This window comes from Chitinophaga nivalis, assembly GCF_025989125.1.
Classification (GTDB): Bacteria; Bacteroidota; Bacteroidia; order Chitinophagales; family Chitinophagaceae; genus Chitinophaga; species Chitinophaga nivalis.
In genome coordinates this window covers 3,791,322-3,811,911 of record NZ_JAPDNR010000001.1, presented here as the reverse complement: position 1 = coordinate 3,811,911, position 20,590 = coordinate 3,791,322, and the positions used below count along the sequence as shown (strand labels likewise).

At 47.6% G+C, this 20,590-nt stretch carries 11 protein-coding genes (1 of these 11 running past the window's edge); 1 reads left to right on the top strand and 10 read right to left on the bottom strand.

Annotation, left to right across the window (positions count from 1 at the left end):
* Window positions 1-226 precede the first annotated feature (226 nt).
* Entirely contained in the window at window positions 227-736 is a 510-nt protein-coding gene (locus tag OL444_RS15250; RefSeq protein ID WP_264732000.1) for a GNAT family N-acetyltransferase, read from the top strand.
* A 64-nt stretch (window positions 737-800) separates the two neighbouring features.
* Here OL444_RS15250 and OL444_RS15245 read toward each other — a convergent pair whose 3' ends face one another.
* From OL444_RS15245 to OL444_RS15200, 10 genes are all read right to left on the bottom strand, one after another.
* Window positions 801-1,031, bottom strand: a complete 231-nt coding sequence (locus OL444_RS15245) for a DUF4287 domain-containing protein (RefSeq protein WP_264732002.1) — start codon at window positions 1,029-1,031, stop codon at window positions 801-803.
* Between the two features lie 778 nt (window positions 1,032-1,809).
* Window positions 1,810-2,277 carry a hypothetical protein gene (locus OL444_RS15240; protein ID WP_264732004.1) on the bottom strand — a complete coding sequence of 156 codons (468 nt, stop codon included), beginning with the start codon at window positions 2,275-2,277 and terminating at the stop codon, window positions 1,810-1,812.
* Between the two features lie 127 nt (window positions 2,278-2,404).
* The gene (locus OL444_RS15235) at window positions 2,405-2,842 is read right to left on the bottom strand and encodes a PepSY-like domain-containing protein (RefSeq protein ID WP_264732006.1); all 438 of its coding nucleotides are present in this window, start codon (window positions 2,840-2,842) and stop codon (window positions 2,405-2,407) included.
* A 110-nt stretch (window positions 2,843-2,952) separates the two neighbouring features.
* A complete protein-coding gene (locus OL444_RS15230) occupies window positions 2,953-4,584 on the bottom strand; it encodes a hypothetical protein (protein ID WP_264732008.1) in 1,632 nt (543 codons plus the stop codon).
* Between the two features lie 4 nt (window positions 4,585-4,588).
* Window positions 4,589-5,419 carry a DUF4397 domain-containing protein gene (locus OL444_RS15225; RefSeq protein WP_264732010.1) on the bottom strand — a complete coding sequence of 277 codons (831 nt, stop codon included), beginning with the start codon at window positions 5,417-5,419 and terminating at the stop codon, window positions 4,589-4,591.
* 15 nt (window positions 5,420-5,434) lie between these two features.
* Entirely contained in the window at window positions 5,435-8,851 is a 3,417-nt protein-coding gene (locus OL444_RS15220; protein ID WP_264732012.1) for a TonB-dependent receptor, read from the bottom strand.
* 143 nt (window positions 8,852-8,994) lie between these two features.
* On the bottom strand, window positions 8,995-9,930 hold the full coding sequence (locus OL444_RS15215) for a FecR family protein (RefSeq protein ID WP_264732014.1): 936 nt from the start codon (window positions 9,928-9,930) through the stop codon (window positions 8,995-8,997).
* 45 nt (window positions 9,931-9,975) lie between these two features.
* Entirely contained in the window at window positions 9,976-10,575 is a 600-nt protein-coding gene (locus OL444_RS15210) for an RNA polymerase sigma factor (protein WP_264732016.1), read from the bottom strand.
* Between the two features lie 122 nt (window positions 10,576-10,697).
* Window positions 10,698-11,855, bottom strand: coding sequence for a glycosyltransferase family protein (locus OL444_RS15205; RefSeq protein WP_264732018.1), 1,158 nt, complete (start codon window positions 11,853-11,855; stop codon window positions 10,698-10,700).
* 18 nt (window positions 11,856-11,873) lie between these two features.
* Window positions 11,874-20,590 carry the final stretch of a non-ribosomal peptide synthase/polyketide synthase gene (locus OL444_RS15200; protein ID WP_264732020.1) on the bottom strand. It continues 23,623 nt past the right edge of the window, so only the last 8,717 of its 32,340 coding nucleotides appear in the window; its start codon lies beyond the right edge, outside the window — the gene reads right to left on this strand; its stop codon occupies window positions 11,874-11,876.

Below are 20,590 nucleotides of genomic sequence, written 5' to 3'. Positions count from 1 at the left end.
GTACATGATATGTTAATAAACAAAACAGGTGATAGCGCGTTCACACCAAATCATAACGGGATATTTCATCACGGGATACAGCGATACACGAACTGGTATCCTGTGTAATATAGCAAATGCATATTACATTTTACAACTGCTTGCTATAAGAATGCGCAACACTAGATAAGCAACCTGTTTAATTCCGGACATATTGCTTATTTTACATCGCTTTCAAACAAATATTATGCACTTTACCAAAGCTACTGATACCGATATACCACAGCTGGTTGCATTAATTAACAGCGCTTATCGCGGAGAAGTGTCCAAACAAGGCTGGACATCCGAAGCGGATATGATAGGCGGACAGCGGATTGATGCCGCCAGCCTGGCCCGCTATATAGCGGATACCGATACGACAATACTAAAATATACAGCTGAAGATCAACAAATAAAAGGCTGTGTGTACCTACAGGTAAAAGGAGAAAAGATGTACCTGGGCCTGCTCACGGTATCTCCGCTACTCCAGGATAAAGGCATAGGCCGGCAATTATTGCAGGCAGCGGAAGCCATTGCGGTCAACCATAACAAATTCACCATGACCATGACAGTTATCAGTACCCGGTATGAATTAATCAGCTGGTATGAACGCCGGGGTTATGTAAAAACCGGTGAGATGATTCCATTGGATATCCCTGAAACATTTGGTATACTCAAAGCGCCCCTGGATATGTATATCCTGGAGAAAAAATTATAACCGGCTACCTGCCGGGAAAAAGCAGGATCGCACGCATGCGGTCCTGCTTTTTTATTTCCTGATCTTATTTACTACCTTCTTCTTTAATGCCCTTTAGTAAGGCGTAAACCGCCATGGCATGACCATGCCCCAGTTCAAACTCTTCTTTCAGCCAGTTGGTCACCTGGGTGGCTTTTACGGCTGGTTTTAATACCCCCTTGTCGGAAAATCCTTTTGCATCTGCCAGTTTTTTAAAATCATCTGCTGTTTTACCGGTCTTCTTTTGAATGTTGTCGAGATAAGCCTGAAAGGACATAAGTTCTTTTTTAAAATAAATAAATGTTGCGTCACTACCCCGACGCATTCTTTTCATATCGGGATGATACCACAAAGTTAATTCCTGCCAGGCATAGTCATGCGTGGTGAATACGACAATTTATGTGGCTGATTGCGCCAAATGAGATTGCTGACTCACATGCGGTCAACGAAATTGTGTTCACCCTTTCCGCGGAAAGCACAGACCAAGTAAATCTTGGGCAAAGGAAGCGGAGATAGCCGGCGGGCAAGTTATTTCCGGGCCGGAAGCATTGGGAGCAGGATATTATGGATTCGTTTTTTCCGACCCGGATGGTCATAAATTTAATGTCTTTTACATGGAAGGCCTGTGATGTTAGCGCCACACACACCTTCCCGGGAAATCACAGCAGATCGGAGCCGGTTCACAACGGCAATCCGGTGAGCACTCCAGTCCGGTTATGCCACCGCAAATCTGGTCCGCACATCCCCTGTTGGATATGCTGCTTCCACCATGGATAGCTTTGCGTTCACTTCTGGCAAGCCGCTTGCCGACTGATTTTAAGTTTTTCATACGCTTAATTTTTAAGTAAAAAGTGGACTGTATCCGTATGCCATACTACTTAAATCATAAAGTTATACGATACAATATTACCGCTATTCTCTGCGATCACGGGGCATTATCGCGCTGAAAAAGGTGATATAGTACCTGTATTTGCCTGCATGTTAAACCGCAACATAGCAGTTGATGGCCTCCTGTTGCGGTTACGATCTATCTTTATTACGATTAACAGCAGCTTTTAGACAGCCCTATTTTTCTCCGCGTCATCGATTCTCTTCATATACATCTCCAGCAGGTAGCTGATTTCAGCGGCATCTCTATCCAGGTGCGATATGGCTATCTTCGCAGCAGTTCCGTCTTTCAATGACAGCGTGATAAAATTTTTGTAGATGCGCCCGGCGTTATCACTCCCGGTTTCCTCTGTGCTGCTTATAAAGGTGGCTATATTTTCCCAGGCATAAAAACGGCTATCTTTCAACATTAACCCTTGCTGCGTAAAGGTAAGCTGAGGCGTCTTTTTAATGAGTTCGCGCAGCGCATAGCTGAACATCAATACAGGAATGATACTCAAAACAGTAAAAATGGATATCGTTACCGGTGTAAAAAATCCATAAAAAATATAGCAAAAAAACAGCAACAACAACACGGCCAGCACTAATAAAACATACAGGTTTGCAGGGGCTTTTCGGATAATCAGGGGCTTCATGCAACTATTTTAGCGTTGATAATAAAATCATTCTTCCTCTAATATAATACCTTTCTGATCTATACACATATGACGCCCACAAAAAAGGGGCTGATCAACATGATCAGCCCCTTACAACACTTTCCGGTTACCAATACCCCAATGTGTTGTCTACTTTCCCCTCTTTCGACAACACTACTTTCTGGTCATGGGGTTCTCCATCCAATTCCAGCTGGTACCAGACCTTTTGGTTCCTGGTCACCTGGGCGGCATCCGATATCCGAAATCCCTTGTATTGCTGGCTGACCGTATTTTTCACCGCAACCGGCAATGCCGAAGCGGGTAGCTCCTGTTTATAGCGCAGCAGGTTACCGGCGCTATCCAACAATGCTTTGTGTTCCCGGTGATCTACCTTAAATTCCGCTTCATATCCAACTATTTTCCGTTCCCATTCCAGGCCTGTGGCAGCCGGGAAGCTGGTTTTAAAGGTCTTCATCACAGCGGCAGGTACCTCTCCGGAAGGAATGTCCTGCGCCAGGGCGGGCAACGATAACCCCATCGCCGCCAATAAGGTAAGTAGTTTCATAAACAACGTTTTACTCCGCTATCCTTTCACATTTACCATGCCGGATCAGATCAGGCGTACCGTGCCATTTATAGCCACGCCTGCGGCGTGGCAGCTTTTTAGCTGTACTATCATTTACCTAAAGTGTAGATATAAGGCGGCACATATTTGCGGGCAGGATAAGTTATTTTCTTACCCCCACGCATAAAATACACCTTGCCACTGGCATCAGTACCAATGAAAACCAGGTTACCCTGTTCTTCACTGAATCCATAATTCACGTACAGGGCCGGGCCAGTCAGTTCTTTTTGTTTTGGCAACAGGAGATCAGGGTTCTGTGTGTTGGTACACCCCAGCTCGATACCCGCATAGACGTACAAATAGGCCTGCGTATGATTGACAGCAGCCATACTGAAAGAGTTTACAAACAGCATTTCTTTCCGGGAAACCGGCAAATAGGTACCGGTAGGAATTTCCATTTCAGGAATACCAAAAAAGCCGTTCTTTTCTTTCATCCTTCTGGCCGGGTCAGGATCAAAAGAGGCATAGGTGAAATTCACACCGGCATCTACATAGGTATCCGGTTCCTCTCTATCGAGATCATATACCATCACACCGGAAGACCAGGGATAATCCGGTTTATTTTCATGTGCCACAAAGGCTGCCAGCCCATCCTGCGTAAATCCGAAGAGCATCAGGTATTTAAAAAGTCCGCCCTGACCATAGTAACTTTCTATTAATGGCGTTACATTACCTGCCGCATCTATCCGGCCATAGAACTTTAATCTGTCATCTGCAAACAGCAGGCGGCCTTTGGCATCTACTTTCAGTTGTGTGGCAAACAGCGGCAGCTGACTGGCCTTGCCGCGCCAACCTGGTGTAGCCGGACGGGTATTACCCGTCATATCATCAAAGTCGGGATATACTTCCAGCTCCGTTTTATTCAGCACGGTGATCTGCCCGCTGGCCAGATCTTTCCGCAACAGGAAATTCGCCCACCGGTAATCATCCGTTGCCGGTACGATAGCCCTGACAGACAGGTACAACTGTGTATTCGCGGGGTCCGGCGCCATGCCCAGGATTTCCTTTATCTCCAGTTGCTGCCCATCGATGATAATACCATCTTCTTTCTTCAGCACGTTCTCTACCTGTCCGTTGGCAAACCGATAGACATCCCAGGCACTGCTGATATACACGGTACCGTTACTGGTCACCTGGCGGCCCCGGGTAAAATATTCATTCTCCTTATACGGCTTATACCTCACCGCAAAATCAGGGATACCGTGGTTAAATACGGCCGTGACCATCATCGTGGTATCGGGCTGGTTGCCTCCTTCTCCCGGCACCATGAGCAAAATATCCGGCGCCTTGTTGCTGAACCGGCCGCAGGTAACCACTAATGGTTGCGGTCCTGATCCCATTCCAGCCGTTACCACAAACCTGGCTACCTCAAACGTGTACCACTGCCCTGTGAAAAAATATTTGTATGCCAGCGTATCTACACTAATGATGGCTGCATTCTCCTTCCCAAGGCGGATGACAGCTCCTTTGTGCAGATTCAGCCGGCCACCGATTGTAATGGTATCACCGGGTTTCGCTGCTTTCGGATATTCAAAGCTTTTGCCATTGGCCATGGTGAAAGTGGTGGTACTCACACTGGGCTGCTCAAACTGATCGTCGATATCATTCTCCACTTTCCGGCAGGACATACTTACACAGCCCACCAACAGCAGCATATATATTACAGCAGTTATCTTTTTCATGTTATTATTTATTTCTGATGAAGGAAAGCCTGAAATCCGGTGAAGCATAATTTGTTTCCTCATGATAATTCAGATAGCCATTGATGATAAGGGTGTAGGATTGCATCCGGCCTGCTTTCAGCAGGTACTGTTTCAACACGTTGGTGGTATCGCCCGCAGGAGTTACCTGCACGGTATATAGCGCAGACTGTAAGCTGTCTGCCATAGGCAGCTGATAAAACCCGGAGGCCGTACCATAGCCCCAGTTTTCGCCCAGCCAGGTTCTGTTCACCCTCACGCGCAATAAGCCTGTATCCGGCGTAGCCTGTATGATTCTAAGACTGAAACCCTTATCATAAACCGTATGCTCATCATTGGTAACAATCGTGCGATAGATGCCCAGGCTATCTGTCAGGAATACGGTTTGTGATACATCCTGACCGGCAGTAATGGTTGTCTTTACCGCGGCCGTCGTATCCGGTTGCAGGAAAGTAAGTTCCTGTGTGCCCGGCACTACCCGCATATAGGAACACCAGGGAACAGGAATCGGCTGTACATTCAGCATCGGATAGAATTGTTGTCCGGACATGCTCACCGCAAAATGCGGGATATACTGTCTTTCAGGCAACCGCAATGTATCCGGCTTCACCGGTACCGGCGTATTTACCAGAATAAAGGCAGGCTTTACCGCCACGCCCGGATTTTTCCTTTCCAGGTCCTGTCTTAATAACTGGGAAGCATTATAAAAAGCAAGGGAACTATTGGCCGGCAACACTCTTTCTCCCTGGTCAGTACAACCGGTAAAAGTCAAAGCCAGGCATATCATAGCAGTTAATAACTGGGTAAAGTATTTCATATACTAACAATAAGATCAGAAGGAATAAGTGAACGTAACGGTGTAATATCTTCCTGTACGGTATTTCAGGTAGGTATTGTCGCCTTCATAATATAAAAGGCCTTTAAATTGTTCCGTCGCTGCTGGCGTAGCCTGCTCCCGGTCGTAGCGGTGATTGAAGTTTTGGTCTTCTACAATATGCACGGGTTCATCCAGCAGGTTCTGAATGTTCAGCTTCATCTGGAGTGATTTGTATAACCGTTGTGTAAAAGAGAAATCGAGCAGTTTACGTGGCAGCTCCAACAGGTCTGGCTTAGTTTCCAGCGTAACGTAATCGGCCAGGGTATATCCGTCTTTTTTATTCCGGAGCTGCAGCAACTCTTCTGCGTTGACATCTGCCAGTGCATAGATAGATGGTCCACTAACGTTGAACAATACACCGAATTTGGTACCCCATCCTGGGTTTTCATAGTACAGGCCAGCGTTAATGACGTATGGCGCCTGTCCCTGCAACGGGCGGTCTTTAAAAACACCCATTTTATCACCGGCTACGGTTATAACACCGGCAGGTCGTGCCGGCAGTGCTGCACGGGAAGCCTTACTTTCCATCCATGCGCCGTTAAAGACTACTGATAAGTTGCGGAACAATGCACCCGGTATAAAATCCAGTTGTTTACGTAATTCTACTTCCAGTCCGTATACGGTGGCTTTGTCTGCATTAAAGTAGGTAATGCCGGTCTGGCCTACATATACTTCATTGCCATTGGCAAATCTTAAACGTTCAACCGGTTTGTCGAGATTTTTATAGAAGATACCTGCACTCACGGTTTCATTACCGTTGCTGCGGGGATACAACTCTACCCGGAAATCATAATTGTCGATTACAGTACCGGTGAGCAGGGTATTACCGGAGATCCTTTCCTGGTTTACGAAATCAAAATCGCTGAAAGGAGCAATTTCCCGCAGTTCCGGTCTGTTTACCGTACGGCCGTAGCTGGCGCGGAAAACCCAGCTGCGTCCCGGACGATAGTTCACCTGTATGCTGGGCAGCAACTGATCTTGCGGCAATTTTACCTGCAACGGTAAAAATATACTACCGTATGCGGCAGCGCCGGAAACCTGTTGCTGATGATGTTCAAAGCGAAGGCCCGCCTGCACGGTGAGCGTACTGTCCAATCCTGTCCACTCCCCCTGGATATAACCACTGTTATTCTGTTCGCTCGCCACATAACGATCAATAGGACTGCTCTTATCATATAACTGCAGACCACTGCCATCATCCCGGAAGTTATGTGGCTGCCAGAAGCTGGCCAGATCCTGTTCCCGGAAAGTCAGCAGGCCCGGATGAATACGGCCGTTGTTGTCCCATCCGCCCGATGTAAACTGCAGGGTGGTTTCATCACCGGTCAGGCCACCTCTTGTTACTTTAAAGAACCGGCGTTCTACAACCCGGTTGCGGAAAAGCTGGTAGGTACCGGCTTTCAGCAAAAAGGAAGGCGACAGCTGCAGCGAATAATCGATCGCCGCACTGTAGGTATTTTCCCTGTTCTGTACAAAGAAGCGGTTCGCCATACCATAGAACAGCTGGTTTTCGCTTACGCCGTAATCCACGATCCAATGCAGTTTCGGGTCTTCGGCCGAGATGATGCCTGTGGGTGCATATGCCCTGTAAAACCGGGAAACACGCTGGTCCGGAATATCCTGTTTACTATAGGCATAACCCAGGTTCCAGTGCAGTTGCTGCTTCTTTTTAGCGCCCAGGGTATGATAGCCGTCCAGGTTACCATTGTACAACAGCCGTTGCTGGAACTGGAGCAGGTTTTGTTTCGTTTCCCGGAAATTATCCTGGACTGCAAAAGCCGGATCACTGTTTTGTTTATTGATTTGTATACCAACTGTGTTTTTACCTTCATTGAGGAAAAAGTTTTTCCATTCTATCCTGTTGGCACTGTCTATCCGTAAAGTAAAATTCTGCATCAGGTTTACTTTCGCCACCTGCGTGCTCAGGTCATTCACGCCAATGGTATTGGCGCCACCTACCTGGAAACCGTATTTATCCAGCCGGTAAGCATGGGTATTACCGGTTTGGCGTTGCTGCTCATAATGGCGGTTTTCATTGGTATAGGTCAATGAAGTGAGGTTATACAACCGCCAGCGACCCAACCGGAAATTATCAAAGTAGTTCAGGAACAGCTGCATATCCGGCATCGCTTTTTTACGGTGATAGCTCCACTGATCAGAAAATCCGCTGATCATCTCCTGCTGACTCATCTTATATCTGCCACCGGATGCACGGTAAGTGGGCAGGTAGGCAGGCAGCTTCCGCAAACCATTGTCGAAGCCCAGCCAGTCGGTGCTGCTTTTGGGCGCCACGTAAAAGTCGCTGAAAGTATTGCCCTCCCTGAAACCACCTTGTATCCCCATATCGAAGTGACGCACCGGCTTCGTGTTTTTGGTAAACACTTTCACAGCGCCACCGGCGTAATCGCCCATCAGCTCTGCGGAAGGAGATTTAAATACCAGTATTCTGTCGATCACCGGTGCAGGAATCATATCATAGGCAAAGGAGCGGTTGTATACTTCTGTAGAAGGCGCCAGGTTATCATTCAGATAGGTCAGATTATAGCGCGGATTCATACCCCTGACGATAATAAATTTATCATCTACGATCGTGACACCGGCTACACGCCGTACTACTTCCGCCGCATTGCGGTCGGCAGATTTTACAATTTGTTCGTTGGAAATACCAGACACGATTCCTCTTGCATTGCGGATGGTTGTCAGCAGTTCCTTTTCGCTGGTATAGGAAACCGGCGATTGCGAAAACCCTTTCCTGGTTTTTATTTCTACGGTATTCAGGTTGGCAGCAGGTTGCAGTTTGATGTCCAGCACCAGATTTTTTTCGGTGACAGTGATGGGCAGCTGGTATTCCTGATAACCGATGAAACTTACTTTCAGTACGTATTTACCGGCAGGAATACCGGCCAGCTGATAATAGCCTTTTTCATCCGTGGCCTGCCCTTTATTAAGCGGCATCAGTACCACCGTAGCTCCCGGCAGCGGCGTAGATGTTTCAAAATCCACTACCCTGCCACGCACCGCACCAGTAGCCTGTTCTGGCGCCTTACCGGGCACCACTTCCCGTACGGCTATCTGGCCATCGGTACGGGTAAACTGCAGATCCAGTGCGGTTGCCAGTTGCTGCAATACCTCCTGCAGATTGCTCTGCGGCAGGTGCAGGCTAACAGGTCCCCTTTCTCTGAGATAAGCCGGATACGAAAAATGGAAGGCAGCACGTGCTTCCAGGGTATCCAGCATCTCCCCCAACTTAGCCTGACTGAAACGTACGCTTACCGGTACTTTCCGCAAGTTCTGCGAACTGCCGGGTGCAGCGATGAGCAAGCTGACAGAGCAAAACATGACAATCAGGGAAAAAAAAGCGAGCTTCCCCATAAACAATAGCGATTTAATTACACTACTTTTTGTAAAATTGTGCATAGTTTAATAAACATTATGGTGGTGAAAATCCTGATGTGTTAAACGAATCCGGCGGAGGTGGTGCAAACACTTCCGCTTTTTATTTAACTATCTTTCTATCATCTGATAATAATCTCGTTGTTGTTGATGGTGTAATGGAATCCGCTGCCGGATTCACTCAGCACTTTGAGTACTGTTGGCAGCGGGATACGACGGGAAGTATAGTACCAGGCAGTAGCCGGTAACTTTTTGCCAACGATCCGGATATGCACGCCATAGCGGCGTTCCAGGTCTTTGCAGATATCACCCAGCGGTACATTTTTATACAATAGCATGCCCTGCTGCCAGGCAAAGGCACTTTCCAGGTCGGCTTCCTTTACCTGCATATTTCCTCCTGCATAACGTAGTATTTCTCCGGGGCGTAATACGATCCCCGCTGCCGGATTTGTTGTACCGTTTACCTTCACCTGCCCGCTTTCCAATACCACTGCTGCCGTGCCTTCATTGGGATAGACAGCCATATTAAAGCGGGTACCCAGTACCTGTACATGCAGGCTATCGGATTGCACCCGGAAGGCATGCCCTGCATCTGCTTTAATATCAAAAAAGGCTTCTCCCTGCAGGTATACTTCCCGTTGCTGTGTAAAATCCTGCCGATAACGGAGTTGAGAACAGCTGTTCAGCAGCACGGAAGAACTATCTGGCAGGATGATCCTTTTCAGTTCGCCGGCGGAAGTATGTATGGCTGTCCAGCTGGCGGGAGGCGCCACCCGGCGGGTATTGTTTTTCATCAGGAAAGTGGTGAATAGCAGTACCAGGCTGGCAGCAGCAGCGTATAGCCGTATCCGTTTCACCTTCTTGCTGGTACCTTTACGGATACGTTCCATGACATGCTGATGTACCGCTTCCAGATCAGGCGCTTCTTCCGGGCTGATCACGTCTGCGGTATGATCGAACCAGGCGTCTACCAGCCGGACTTCTTCCGCTGTACAATTTCCCTGTTTATATTTCAGGAGTAGCCACCGTGGCAGGTGATCCGGTAATTGTTGTCCCATATCCCTATTAACCGGATAAAAGGCTTATTGTACCGACAGATGATGTTAACTTAATGTTACCAAAAAATCGAAGATCAGGGTGGAGGGTAATAACAACAATAGCACAGGCGTACCCAGCTGGTGCCGGATTCTTTGGAGTGCGAGGGAAATATTATTACGGACCGTTTGTTCGGAGAGATTAAGCCGGGCAGCAATTTCGCGGGAAGAGAGTTGTTCTTCCCGGCTCAGCATAAATACTGCTTTCATCGTAGCAGGCATGGCATTAACGGATTGCTGCAGCGATGCTTCCAGCTCCTGCAGATACAGCTGATCTTCTACACCCGCATGATCTGTTGCCAGCGAATCGGCCAGCTGTGTATCAATAGCTATATTCTTTTTTGAGCGCAGTACCTGATCTATCACCGCGTTTTTTGCAGCCCGGTATAAATAAGGATATAAAGAAGCCGTAACGATAATCTTATGGCGGTTTTTCCAGACAGCGATAAATATTTCCTGTAGTATATCTTTTGTAGTAGCTGATGTACCTATATGCTTATACACCAGGCGGTACAACTGACCGCTATAACGTTGCATCAATTCCCGGAAAGCATCCTCGTTATCCTGCTGTACCTCCCGGAACAGCCATTCATCAGATAAATTATTCACGCGTCAAAGATAATTCTCCAACGTTACCGTTATGTTAATTCTCCGCCTATACATCCCCGCCAGCCGGCTGGCGGGATCAGACAGGTACCTGTCTGATCCCGGATCAACTTATCATATGGTCTTTACAACTTTGTTTTAATATAGTTGATAATCATCCCTGCCGAATAATCATTACAACCCAGCCGGTCATCGTAGTTAGTTCTGGCAGCCGGATCCAGGGCAGATAATGTTGTCAGCCGGATGTCTCCTTCCTCCCGCCGAAGCAGCAAACAATTAATCAGTGGTGCATTTCCCCACCAGGAATCTGCATCCCACTTGCCGGTATAGGTAATCATCAAAGGTACCTGCTCCACCGGCTTCCCATTGCTGACATCATTGTTATAGATCGCGGATGCGCAATGCACCATGCCCGTACAGGGCCCCAGTATAAATCTGGTGTTATCGGCGCCGAGTATCGGCATCGCTTCTCTCAATGTCAGACCTTTTGCTACAATGATCTTTTTCATGAGTTTACTACCCAACCACTTTTTGTAAAAATCTTCCTTCCCCATATTATTCTCATCAAAGATCAACACCTTTATATTTTCCTGTTTCAGTACATACAGGAGTATTTCAAAATACACGTCCAGCGGCCATAACTTCTCCCGGCTGGAAGAAGAATCCAATAATATAAACAACCGCTCTCCTTCCTGCAGGTGATGTTCGCGCAGCCAGGTATTTCCCCATTCCCGTTCTGCCGGTTCCAGATAAAGTTCATGTGGTTCACCCAGTACTCCCTGCAGAAAATCAAGCAGGGCTTCATACGGATAAAATACGGTCTCCACTTCTCTTCGGGGAGCCAGTAACAAGGCGGAAAAAGAAAATACCGCTACCTTAAACTGTCCGTTATGAATCCTGTCTGCATAGCGTGTATGCAGCTCCTTTAGTAACACCGCTTCATTATAGGCGATATAGATCACCACCTCATACTGTTCAAAATCAACCTCCGCATAATCCAGGTTGTATATCTTATTGATATGCGGATTATTCCGGGCGAAGGCCTGATACAGCGTTGTATATTTTTTATTCAGGCAGTTCATATCAATCGTCACGTGTTCACCAAAAAATCGCTTGCACAACCGAAACCGATCGAATAAAATACAGGTATCTCCAATAAAAAAATTTTCTTCTTCATAAAGCACCAATACCCTTTTAATAGCCGTTTCCTTTAATTCCTGATTATGCTTTAAAAGAAGATGCAGTGTTTGCTGATATTGATCATCTAGTGTTGCTATAACCATATGTCACATTTTAATGCGTTAAACTGATTTAAGTATACCTGCCAGCAAAGCGTTTTCATCTTCCAGTATATTGGCATGATGAATCGTATCGATCGTGATCAATTGTAATTGCGCGTTACTTTCCAGTACATGATCCACATTATTGTAGGCCAGGCTCATCAGGTATGCCTGCACCTCCAGCTTTTCCGGTGGCAGGTTATTATCTACCAGCGTAGCTTTAAACAACACCACGCTGGTATGCCTGAGCACTGCGGAAATAGCCTGGTCTCTCAATGCATATTCTGCCAACAAAAAGTCGCTGACATTTTCTTCAAAGTCTTCCGAACTTTCTGCGATTCCTTTTACATGCGATCCGGCCTTTTCCATATCCACGATGGCTTTCTGTACATCAGCTTCCGTAGGCGGCGTTCTCAATGCGGCCATCTTACTGTCGCCGTCCGATAACATCGGATCCAGTAAATAAACAGTGATATCCTTCACGCCTCTTTGTTCCAGTATCGCCGCCATTTCCAATACAATCTGTCCACCGAGTGACCAGCCCAGTAACCGGTATTCCGTCTGACCGGTTTCTGCCTGTATTTCATCTATATAAGACAGATAAAATGCCGCTATGTCGGTCAGGTCATCTATTTTCTCTTCATGATGCAGATTATAGTTATCTACGCCATAACAGCTGTAATCCCGGCTTAACTTATCGGCGAGCGAAGCATATACTTCACAACCGCCACCGCCCGGATGCACCATGAAAATATTATCCTTGCCAACAGCTTTGTTCAGCTTGATGATAATACGGTTGTTGTCTCTGTCTTCATGTATTTTCAGCGCCAGTTGTCTGACGGTACGGGCTACAAAAATGGCCGCAATTTTTATGGTTACATGAAACCGGCTGTTGATGGTGTTCACCAACCGGATGGCCATAATACTATTACCGCCCAGTTGAAAAAATTCATCATCAATACTGATCTTATCTGCTTCCAGTGCCAGTATTTCTGCGAAAATATCACAGAGCTGTTCCTGCATCTCATTTTCGGGCGCCTGGTACTCCTGGCTTTCCGTCAAATCCGGTACCGGCAATGCTGGCGTATCTACTTTACCATTGATGGTGAGTGGTAAACTGGTCAGGTGTATAAGCGCTGCAGGCAACATGTATTCCGGTAGTAACTGTTTAAGATGATCCAGCAATGCTTTTCGCTCAATGACTGTTTCCGCCACATAATAAGCCGCGAGATATTTATTATTGATCTCCCGTTGCTCTTTCACCAATACCACCGACTGGCGGATACCCGGATAAGATGACAGGGCCGCTTCTACCTCTCCCAGCTCAATACGGTATCCCCGTATCTTTACCTGAAAATCATTTCTTCCCACGTATTCCAATATACCCTCTCCCACGTAACGCGCCAGGTCACCTGATTTATACAGTATTCCATTATGCCCCAGCGCCTTTTCAGCGGCAGACTGGAATGGATTAGGGATGAAACGTTCTTTCGTCAGGTCCGGACTGTTGAGATATCCCCTGCTCATGCCCGCACCACCAATATAAAGTTCTCCTGTTGCGCCGGGTGGTACAGGGCGCAGATAATCGTCCAGCAGATAAGTATACTGATCATGGATGACCGTACCAATCAAAGATCCCTTGTGCAACACCGCACTACTGATTTTGAACCCGGTACTTAACGCGGTCGTTTCTGTAATGCCATATACGTTTACCAGTTGCGGCGCCGTATCGGAATAGTTGGTATACCACGGTTTCAGTTGTATCGGATTGAGTGTCTCCCCACCGATCATCACACAACGCAGGCTATTCAATCGTTCCCTTTTGTTTACCGCGATTTCAATAAAAGGATAGAAAGCATTGGGCGTCTGGTTCAATACCGTCACGCCTTCTTTCAGGTACAATGCATACAATTGCTCCAGATCCCTGATCTGTTCCTGTGAAGGAATCACCAGGCTGCCGCCCAACAACAAGGCGCCCCAGATTTCCCATACACTGAAATCAAACACATAGGAATGGAACAAAGACCATACATCCTTTTCATTAAAATGATATAATGCCTGCATAGCGGTTACCAACCGGGGTACATTACGATGTTCCTGCATAACGCCCTTCGGCCTGCCGGAGGTACCACTGGTATAGATAATATAGGCCAGATTTGTTGGCTGAAGGGTTGTTTGTACATTATCGGCCGCATAATTTTGCTGCAAAAGCGTCTGGAAAGATGGCGTATCGGCCACCACCACTGCCAATGCATTTTCTGCTGTCAGGGTGTGTATCCGCTCGGCCTGCCGTTCTTCTGTAATCAGTACTTTCGCCGCGGTATCTGACAGGATATAACTAATCCTTTCATCCGGGAATCCGATATCCATCGGCACATAGGCAGCACCTGCCTTTAATATACCCAGTATCGTGACCAGCAGGTTTTCGGATCTGTCCATCAGCATCGCAACCAGATCATCCGGTTGCAGGTGATAGGTTGCTTTCAGATAGTGCGCCAGCCTGTTGGCCCGTTCATTCAGTGCCGCATAGGTGAGCCGCCGCGTACCAAAAACGACCGCCATATTATCAGGCGTCTGTAATGCCCGTTCTTCAAACAGTTGCGGTAATGTTTTATCTACCGTATATGTTTTTCCGGTACCGCTCCACTGCATCACCTGCCGGAGCTGCGCACGACTGAGATAACTGAGTTCATGGGTATGTACATCTGCTGTTTGTATCAGCTGATCTACCAATCCTTCCATACCTGCCAGTAACTGCTGTATTTTTTCCACAGCAAAAAGTTCACCCGCATACTGCAACCTGACTACAAGTGCGTCGGAAGATTTATGGGCAATAACCGCCAGTGGATAATCCAGCTTTTCGACCGATTGTTTAAACTCCAGCACCAATGTATGATCAGCACTGCGGCTTTCCGGTACCGGATAGTTTTCAAAAACAAAAAGGCTGTTGAATAACCGCTCTCCGTTTTTCTGTAACCCAGACAAATTCACATCACTCCGGTTGCCGGCTTCATTGATAAACACCTGCAGTTCGCGGATGGCATCTACCACTGTAGCAGCGCCGTGTTGCAGTATGACCGGCAGCGTATTGATATACAATCCGACAGACTGTTCGATGTCATCAATCACAAGGCTTCTACCCGATACGGTCATCCCTGTTACAGTCGTATCTGTTCTGCCATATACACTGAGTAGCTTATGCCAGCAGTACTGCAGTAAGGCATTCGGTGTAAAGCCATGTTCCGCACAGAAATCTGACAAGCGTTTCAAACGTTCTCCCTCAATGATTAATTGTTGTTCTTCCGACTGTTTGATGTGGCGGTAAGTAGCTAATACCACATGTTTCTGCTCCTCCTTCAACAATCCTCCCAGCTCCTCTCTGTTTTCTATCTGCGCCGTATAGGCTTTCCAGTAAGCTGCATTATCGGCCCGATGCTGCTGCAGGTACTGTTGCGCCGCTTCATAGCTTTTATCTTTTTTCACGGCTGCAACCCCTTTACTGAGCAATTGCAGATAAGTATCATGTACAAAATTGATCAGCAGCGGCGTACTCCAGCCATCCAGGATGGCGTGGTGACAACTGAATACCGTTGTATAATGCTGTTCGTTTCTTTTTATCAGGTAGATCCGGAAGAGATTACCGGCATCCAGCTGATAGGAAGTGGCACGGTCGGCTGCCAGCAAATCACGGACAGCCGCGTCCTGTGCTGCTGGTGCTGCTGCAGATAAATCCGTAAAACGCCAGTCGTTCTCTCCACCTTTATCTATTATTTGCACCAGTTCGGCTTCCCATGCAAACCGCAGCCGCAGCGCGCTGTATTTATCCCGGGCCAGCTCCCATGCATGGCGTAGTTGCGGCACCTGCAATACATTTTTATAATCCCATATCAGCTGCACAGTGTAGGCGTCATCGGTATCCCCCTGATGCAGGGAATGATAGATAAATCCTTCCTGCAGACTATTCGCCAGATAAACCGCGGATATCTCCTGTGATGCCTGCAACCTGTTCAGATAGCTGGCAGCTATCACGTCACCGATGTCTGTTGGGGTGAGATAAGTTCTGGTATATTGACTCAGGTTGACAATCATACGCTCCAGGCTTTCCTGATAGGCCTGCAGGAACGTCTGCAACAATGGTGCTGGCAAACGGGCAGCGATGTCGAAACGGAGCTGTCCATCTGTAACGGCGCCGGTAATACTGAGCACATCGCTACGTTTGTTGGCCGCATCAGTGGTACTACCTGCAGCGTCGCTGCTGATACGCCATGCTGCTTCCGCGGCTATCTCCCGTTTTTCAAACTGGCCCAGATAGTTAAAACTCACGACCGGCAAATCCTGACTGGTGTAACCCAGCAATGCGCCATATTCCAGGCCATGGAATGGTATCCGCCGCAACATCTCCTTGGTGGCCACCACAATCTCGCCGGTGTCTTTTCCACTGGTGTCCAGCCTTACCGGATACATGGTGGTAAACCATCCCACGGTTCCGGTAATATCCAGTTCCGGAGCCATCTCTTCTCTTCCGTGTGCTTCCAGTAATACATCATGCTGACTGTTTCCGGTAAGGGAAGATAAAGCCAGTCCTAATGCGCTGAGTAAAATATCATTGATCTGTGTATGATACGCCTTACCGGTTTCCCGCAACAGTAAACCTGTTGTCTGTTCATCCAGTTCCAGTGCAGCGTTATGCCAGGAGGCGGTTGCCTGCTTCTGCAGTACAGCGTTATTATCTGCGATAGCTGCCGTCGTGTCCTGCCAGTACCTGCGTGCTGTTAATTGTTCCGTTTGTTTGTAAGCGCTGATAGCCTGGCTCCATTGTCTGTAACTGGTTCTCTTAGGACCCAGTACTGCTACTGCCAGCGGCAACGGAGCAGTCGTTTCCTGTTTGTTTTCAGATAAATAATGATAGATTTTCTGCAGGTCATCCGAGAGAATATGCCAGCTCACAGTATCCGCTACCAGGTGGTGGAATGCAAAGAAGATCCTGGCACTGCCATCCGCATAACCATCCAGGTAACCGGTTTGCAGCACATACCCGTTAAACAGGTCAAACTGGTTTTGCCAGCCGGTCAGGATATCGGTTATTGCAACTGCGGATAAATCACTGACGTTGGCGTAGTGGATATTTACCGGCGCAAGGGTACCACTATATGCCTGCTGATAATGTGCTGTTTTGAAAAATGTTAATCGTAATGCATCATGATAAGCGATCAGGCAACTGATACTTTGTGCCAGTATTGCTTTGTCCAGTGGTGGTACCTGCAGCATAAAAGACTGGTTCCAGTGATGGAACGCCGGGAACAAACCTTTTGTCACCTGGTCGAAAAACCATTGCTGTACAGGCAGGAGCGGTACTTCGCCCGTCAGCAGCCCTTGTTCTGTACTGACTGGTTGTATACTGCTATTATCTTTTGCCATCACATAATCGTACAATGCAGCGATCGTCCGGTGTTTGAAAATATCTCCGGCATTCACCTGTATACCTGCCTGTCGCCGGATGCTGCTGATCAGCTGTATACTGATGATACTATCTCCGCCCAGTCTGAAAAAGTCATCCTGAATACCTATCACAGCAGGGTCGATACCCAGTACCTGCCCATAGATATCACACAGCAGTTTTTGCAGCTCATTTTCCGGCGCCTCATAGGCCACTTTACCTGTCACCTGCGGATCCGGTAAAGCTTTCTTATCGAGCTTTCCATTTACCGTTAAAGGCATTTTATCGAGATGCACCCATGCAACAGGAATCATATAGTCCGGCAGTGTTACCTGCAGCCACTGCGACAACAGCGTGTCTGCTACCGGATGATTTGCCGTATAATAACCAACGAGGTAACTGCCGGTTCTATTGGCCGGCTCTTTCGCCAGCACTACTGCGGCTTTAATGCCGGTATACAATAGCAACCTGTTGGCTATTTCTTCCGGTTCAATACGATAACCACGGATCTTGAGCTGCACATCGTTACGGCCGATATATTCCAGGCTGCCATCCGGCAGGAAACGAACGAGGTCACCTGTTTTATACAGTCGTTCACCATGTTGCAATAATGGATTACTGATAAACCGCTCCTTACTGAGTTCCGGCAGGTGCAGATAACCACGTGCCACTCCCGCACCGCCAATGTACAATTCGCCTGGGGCGCCCACAGGTACCGGCAGCAAATCTTTATTCAGCACATACACCGTCACATGGGGTAAAGGCCGGCCGATATTACGGTTGCTGCTACCTCTTTCATACTGATGTAAGGTAGCACAAACGGTTACTTCGGTTGGGCCGTAGGCATTTACCACAGCTATCCCCTGTTCCCGGTAACGTTCCATCACACCGGCAGGCGTCACATCTCCGGCCACTATCAGCGTTTGTAAGGGTAACAGGTTGGTTTTATCCAGTAACGCCGGTGGTATGGTTGCCAGGTCAATTGCATGCGCCTGCACATATTGTTGCAACTGCACGATGTCTATACGGATCGCCTCTTCCGCCACGTATAACCGATGTCCGAAAAGCAAAGGCGCATACACTTCCCACACATGTGCATCAAATACATAACTGGCGTACCACAGACAACGCTGATGCCGGTAACCGGCTGTATTGCGAATGAATCCGAAAGTACGTCCCTGTGCAGCGGCCAGCTGTACCACGCTATTATGCTCAATCATCACACCTTTGGGATGGCCTGTAGTACCACTGGTATAAATCACGTAGGCCAGGTGATACGGGTGTACCTCCGTTTGTCTGTTTGTATTTTTGTAAGACAACAACAACTGCCGGAACGCTACACTGTCGGTAGCTACAACAGGGATATCACCTGCTATGCCGGTTAAGGCAGATGAATATTTTTCATCTGTCAAAATAACTTTTGCCGCAGTATCGCGCAGAATATAATGACTGCGATCCTGCGGATAGGAAGGATCTATGGGTACATAAGCCCCACCTGCCTTCAACACTGCCAGCATCGCTATCAGCATCGATGCAGAACGATCCAGATACAAGGCGATGAGATCATCCGGCTGCACCTTATAGGTAGCGGTAAGATAAGCTGCCAGCTGGTTGGCCTGTTCATTCAGTTGCTGATAACTCAGTTGTACATCGCCATACACCAGCGCTATTTCATCCGGTGTGCTACGTACCTGTTGTTCAAACAATTGATGAATGGTTCCCAGTATTACTTCTCCGGCCGCCTGCCGGCTCCAGTTGCGCACGATGGTATCGTAATCCGTATCCTGCAACAGTTTAAAATCATAACGGTTATCCAGTAAGCTATCGATATTGCGGTCCAGATAACGCATAAAGTAATCCAGCTGTGCCTGACCGGTTACTTCATCATGTGCCGTCAGCAATAGCGTGAATCCTTTATCGCCATACTGGGAAACATTCAGTACAAAAGGAATATTTGATTTCTCATAGCCGGAACCTTCCGCTATGTTATCGATGCTTTCACTGAAAATATGGAAGTGTACAAAGTTGAAGGCAAACTGGTACAACTCTTCTCCCACCAGCGACTTCATTTTTGCGTAGGGATATGCCTTGTAGGCATGTAGTTCCAGTTGCTGCAACTGCGTATGCCTGATGGCCGTTGCATGATCCGGGAAGCCCTGATTCACTTTATAGCGGTAAGGAATGGTATTCAGGAAGAGGCCAAACAAACGGTCCCCTCCTTCTTTTTCCAACCTGTTGTTGACTACCAACCCCATAACCAGCTCCTGCTGTTGTAAAAACAGAGACAAGGTTTGCTGATACAAATAAATAAATACGGTATCCGCATTCACCTGCAGGGACTTTGCCAACGCCAGCAACCGGCGGGTTTTCACTTCTTCTATTACTAGTGCAGTTGTATACAAACCATTCTCTGAAAAAGTATCACCGTTTTTCCAGCTCACTGGCTCCAGCTGTAAGTCGGCCAGATAATGCTTCCAAAACGATTCCACTGCCGGATCATTGAGTACCGCTTGTTCCCGGGCTACAAACTCGCCATAATGCAGCCCGGCATCTGCTTTCACCGGCTCATTGCTCACATCCGCCACAATCAGTTCATTGACCAGTGAGGCAATGCTCCAGCCGTCAGCGATGGCATGATGGAAAGAAAAGATAAAGTCGTAACTATCTCCCAGCTCATTGATCAATAATCTGAATAATCCTGGTCGGGCAAAATCAAAATCATGCCCTTGCTCCTCTCTGATGATCTCTTCCGGATTGCGATCCCGGTAAACCAATATCTCCGGCGTTACCTCCTGGTAAACGATACAGTCATATCCTTTCGGTGAAAGCCGGAAGGCCGCTCTCAGCAAGGCATGCTTTTTCATGAGCTGTTGCCAGATGCGAACAAACCGTTCCCGCTCAAATACCTGATTGATCCTGTACCGGAATACATCATGATAGGTACCCCGCTCTCCCTGTTCAGATTCAAACAGCATCCCCATCTGCAGATAACCGGCCGGATAGATGTCGGCTACCGCTGTCAGATCCAGGCTATTTTCATAGGCTGCCTTATCAGACAGGCTGAATGGTACATATATCTCCTCTTTATAGTAATGATCCTGCGTTTGCAGATAATTACCCAAAGCACGTATATGCCTGTGGGTGAATACATCTTTCACCTTCACCCGACCTGGAAAGGATTGATTGATTTTACTCACCAGTCGGATAGCGATGATACTATCGCCGCCCAGGCTAAAGAAATCATCCTGTACACTGATGGTTTCCGGAGCCAGTCCCAATACGGTTGCATAAATAGTACATA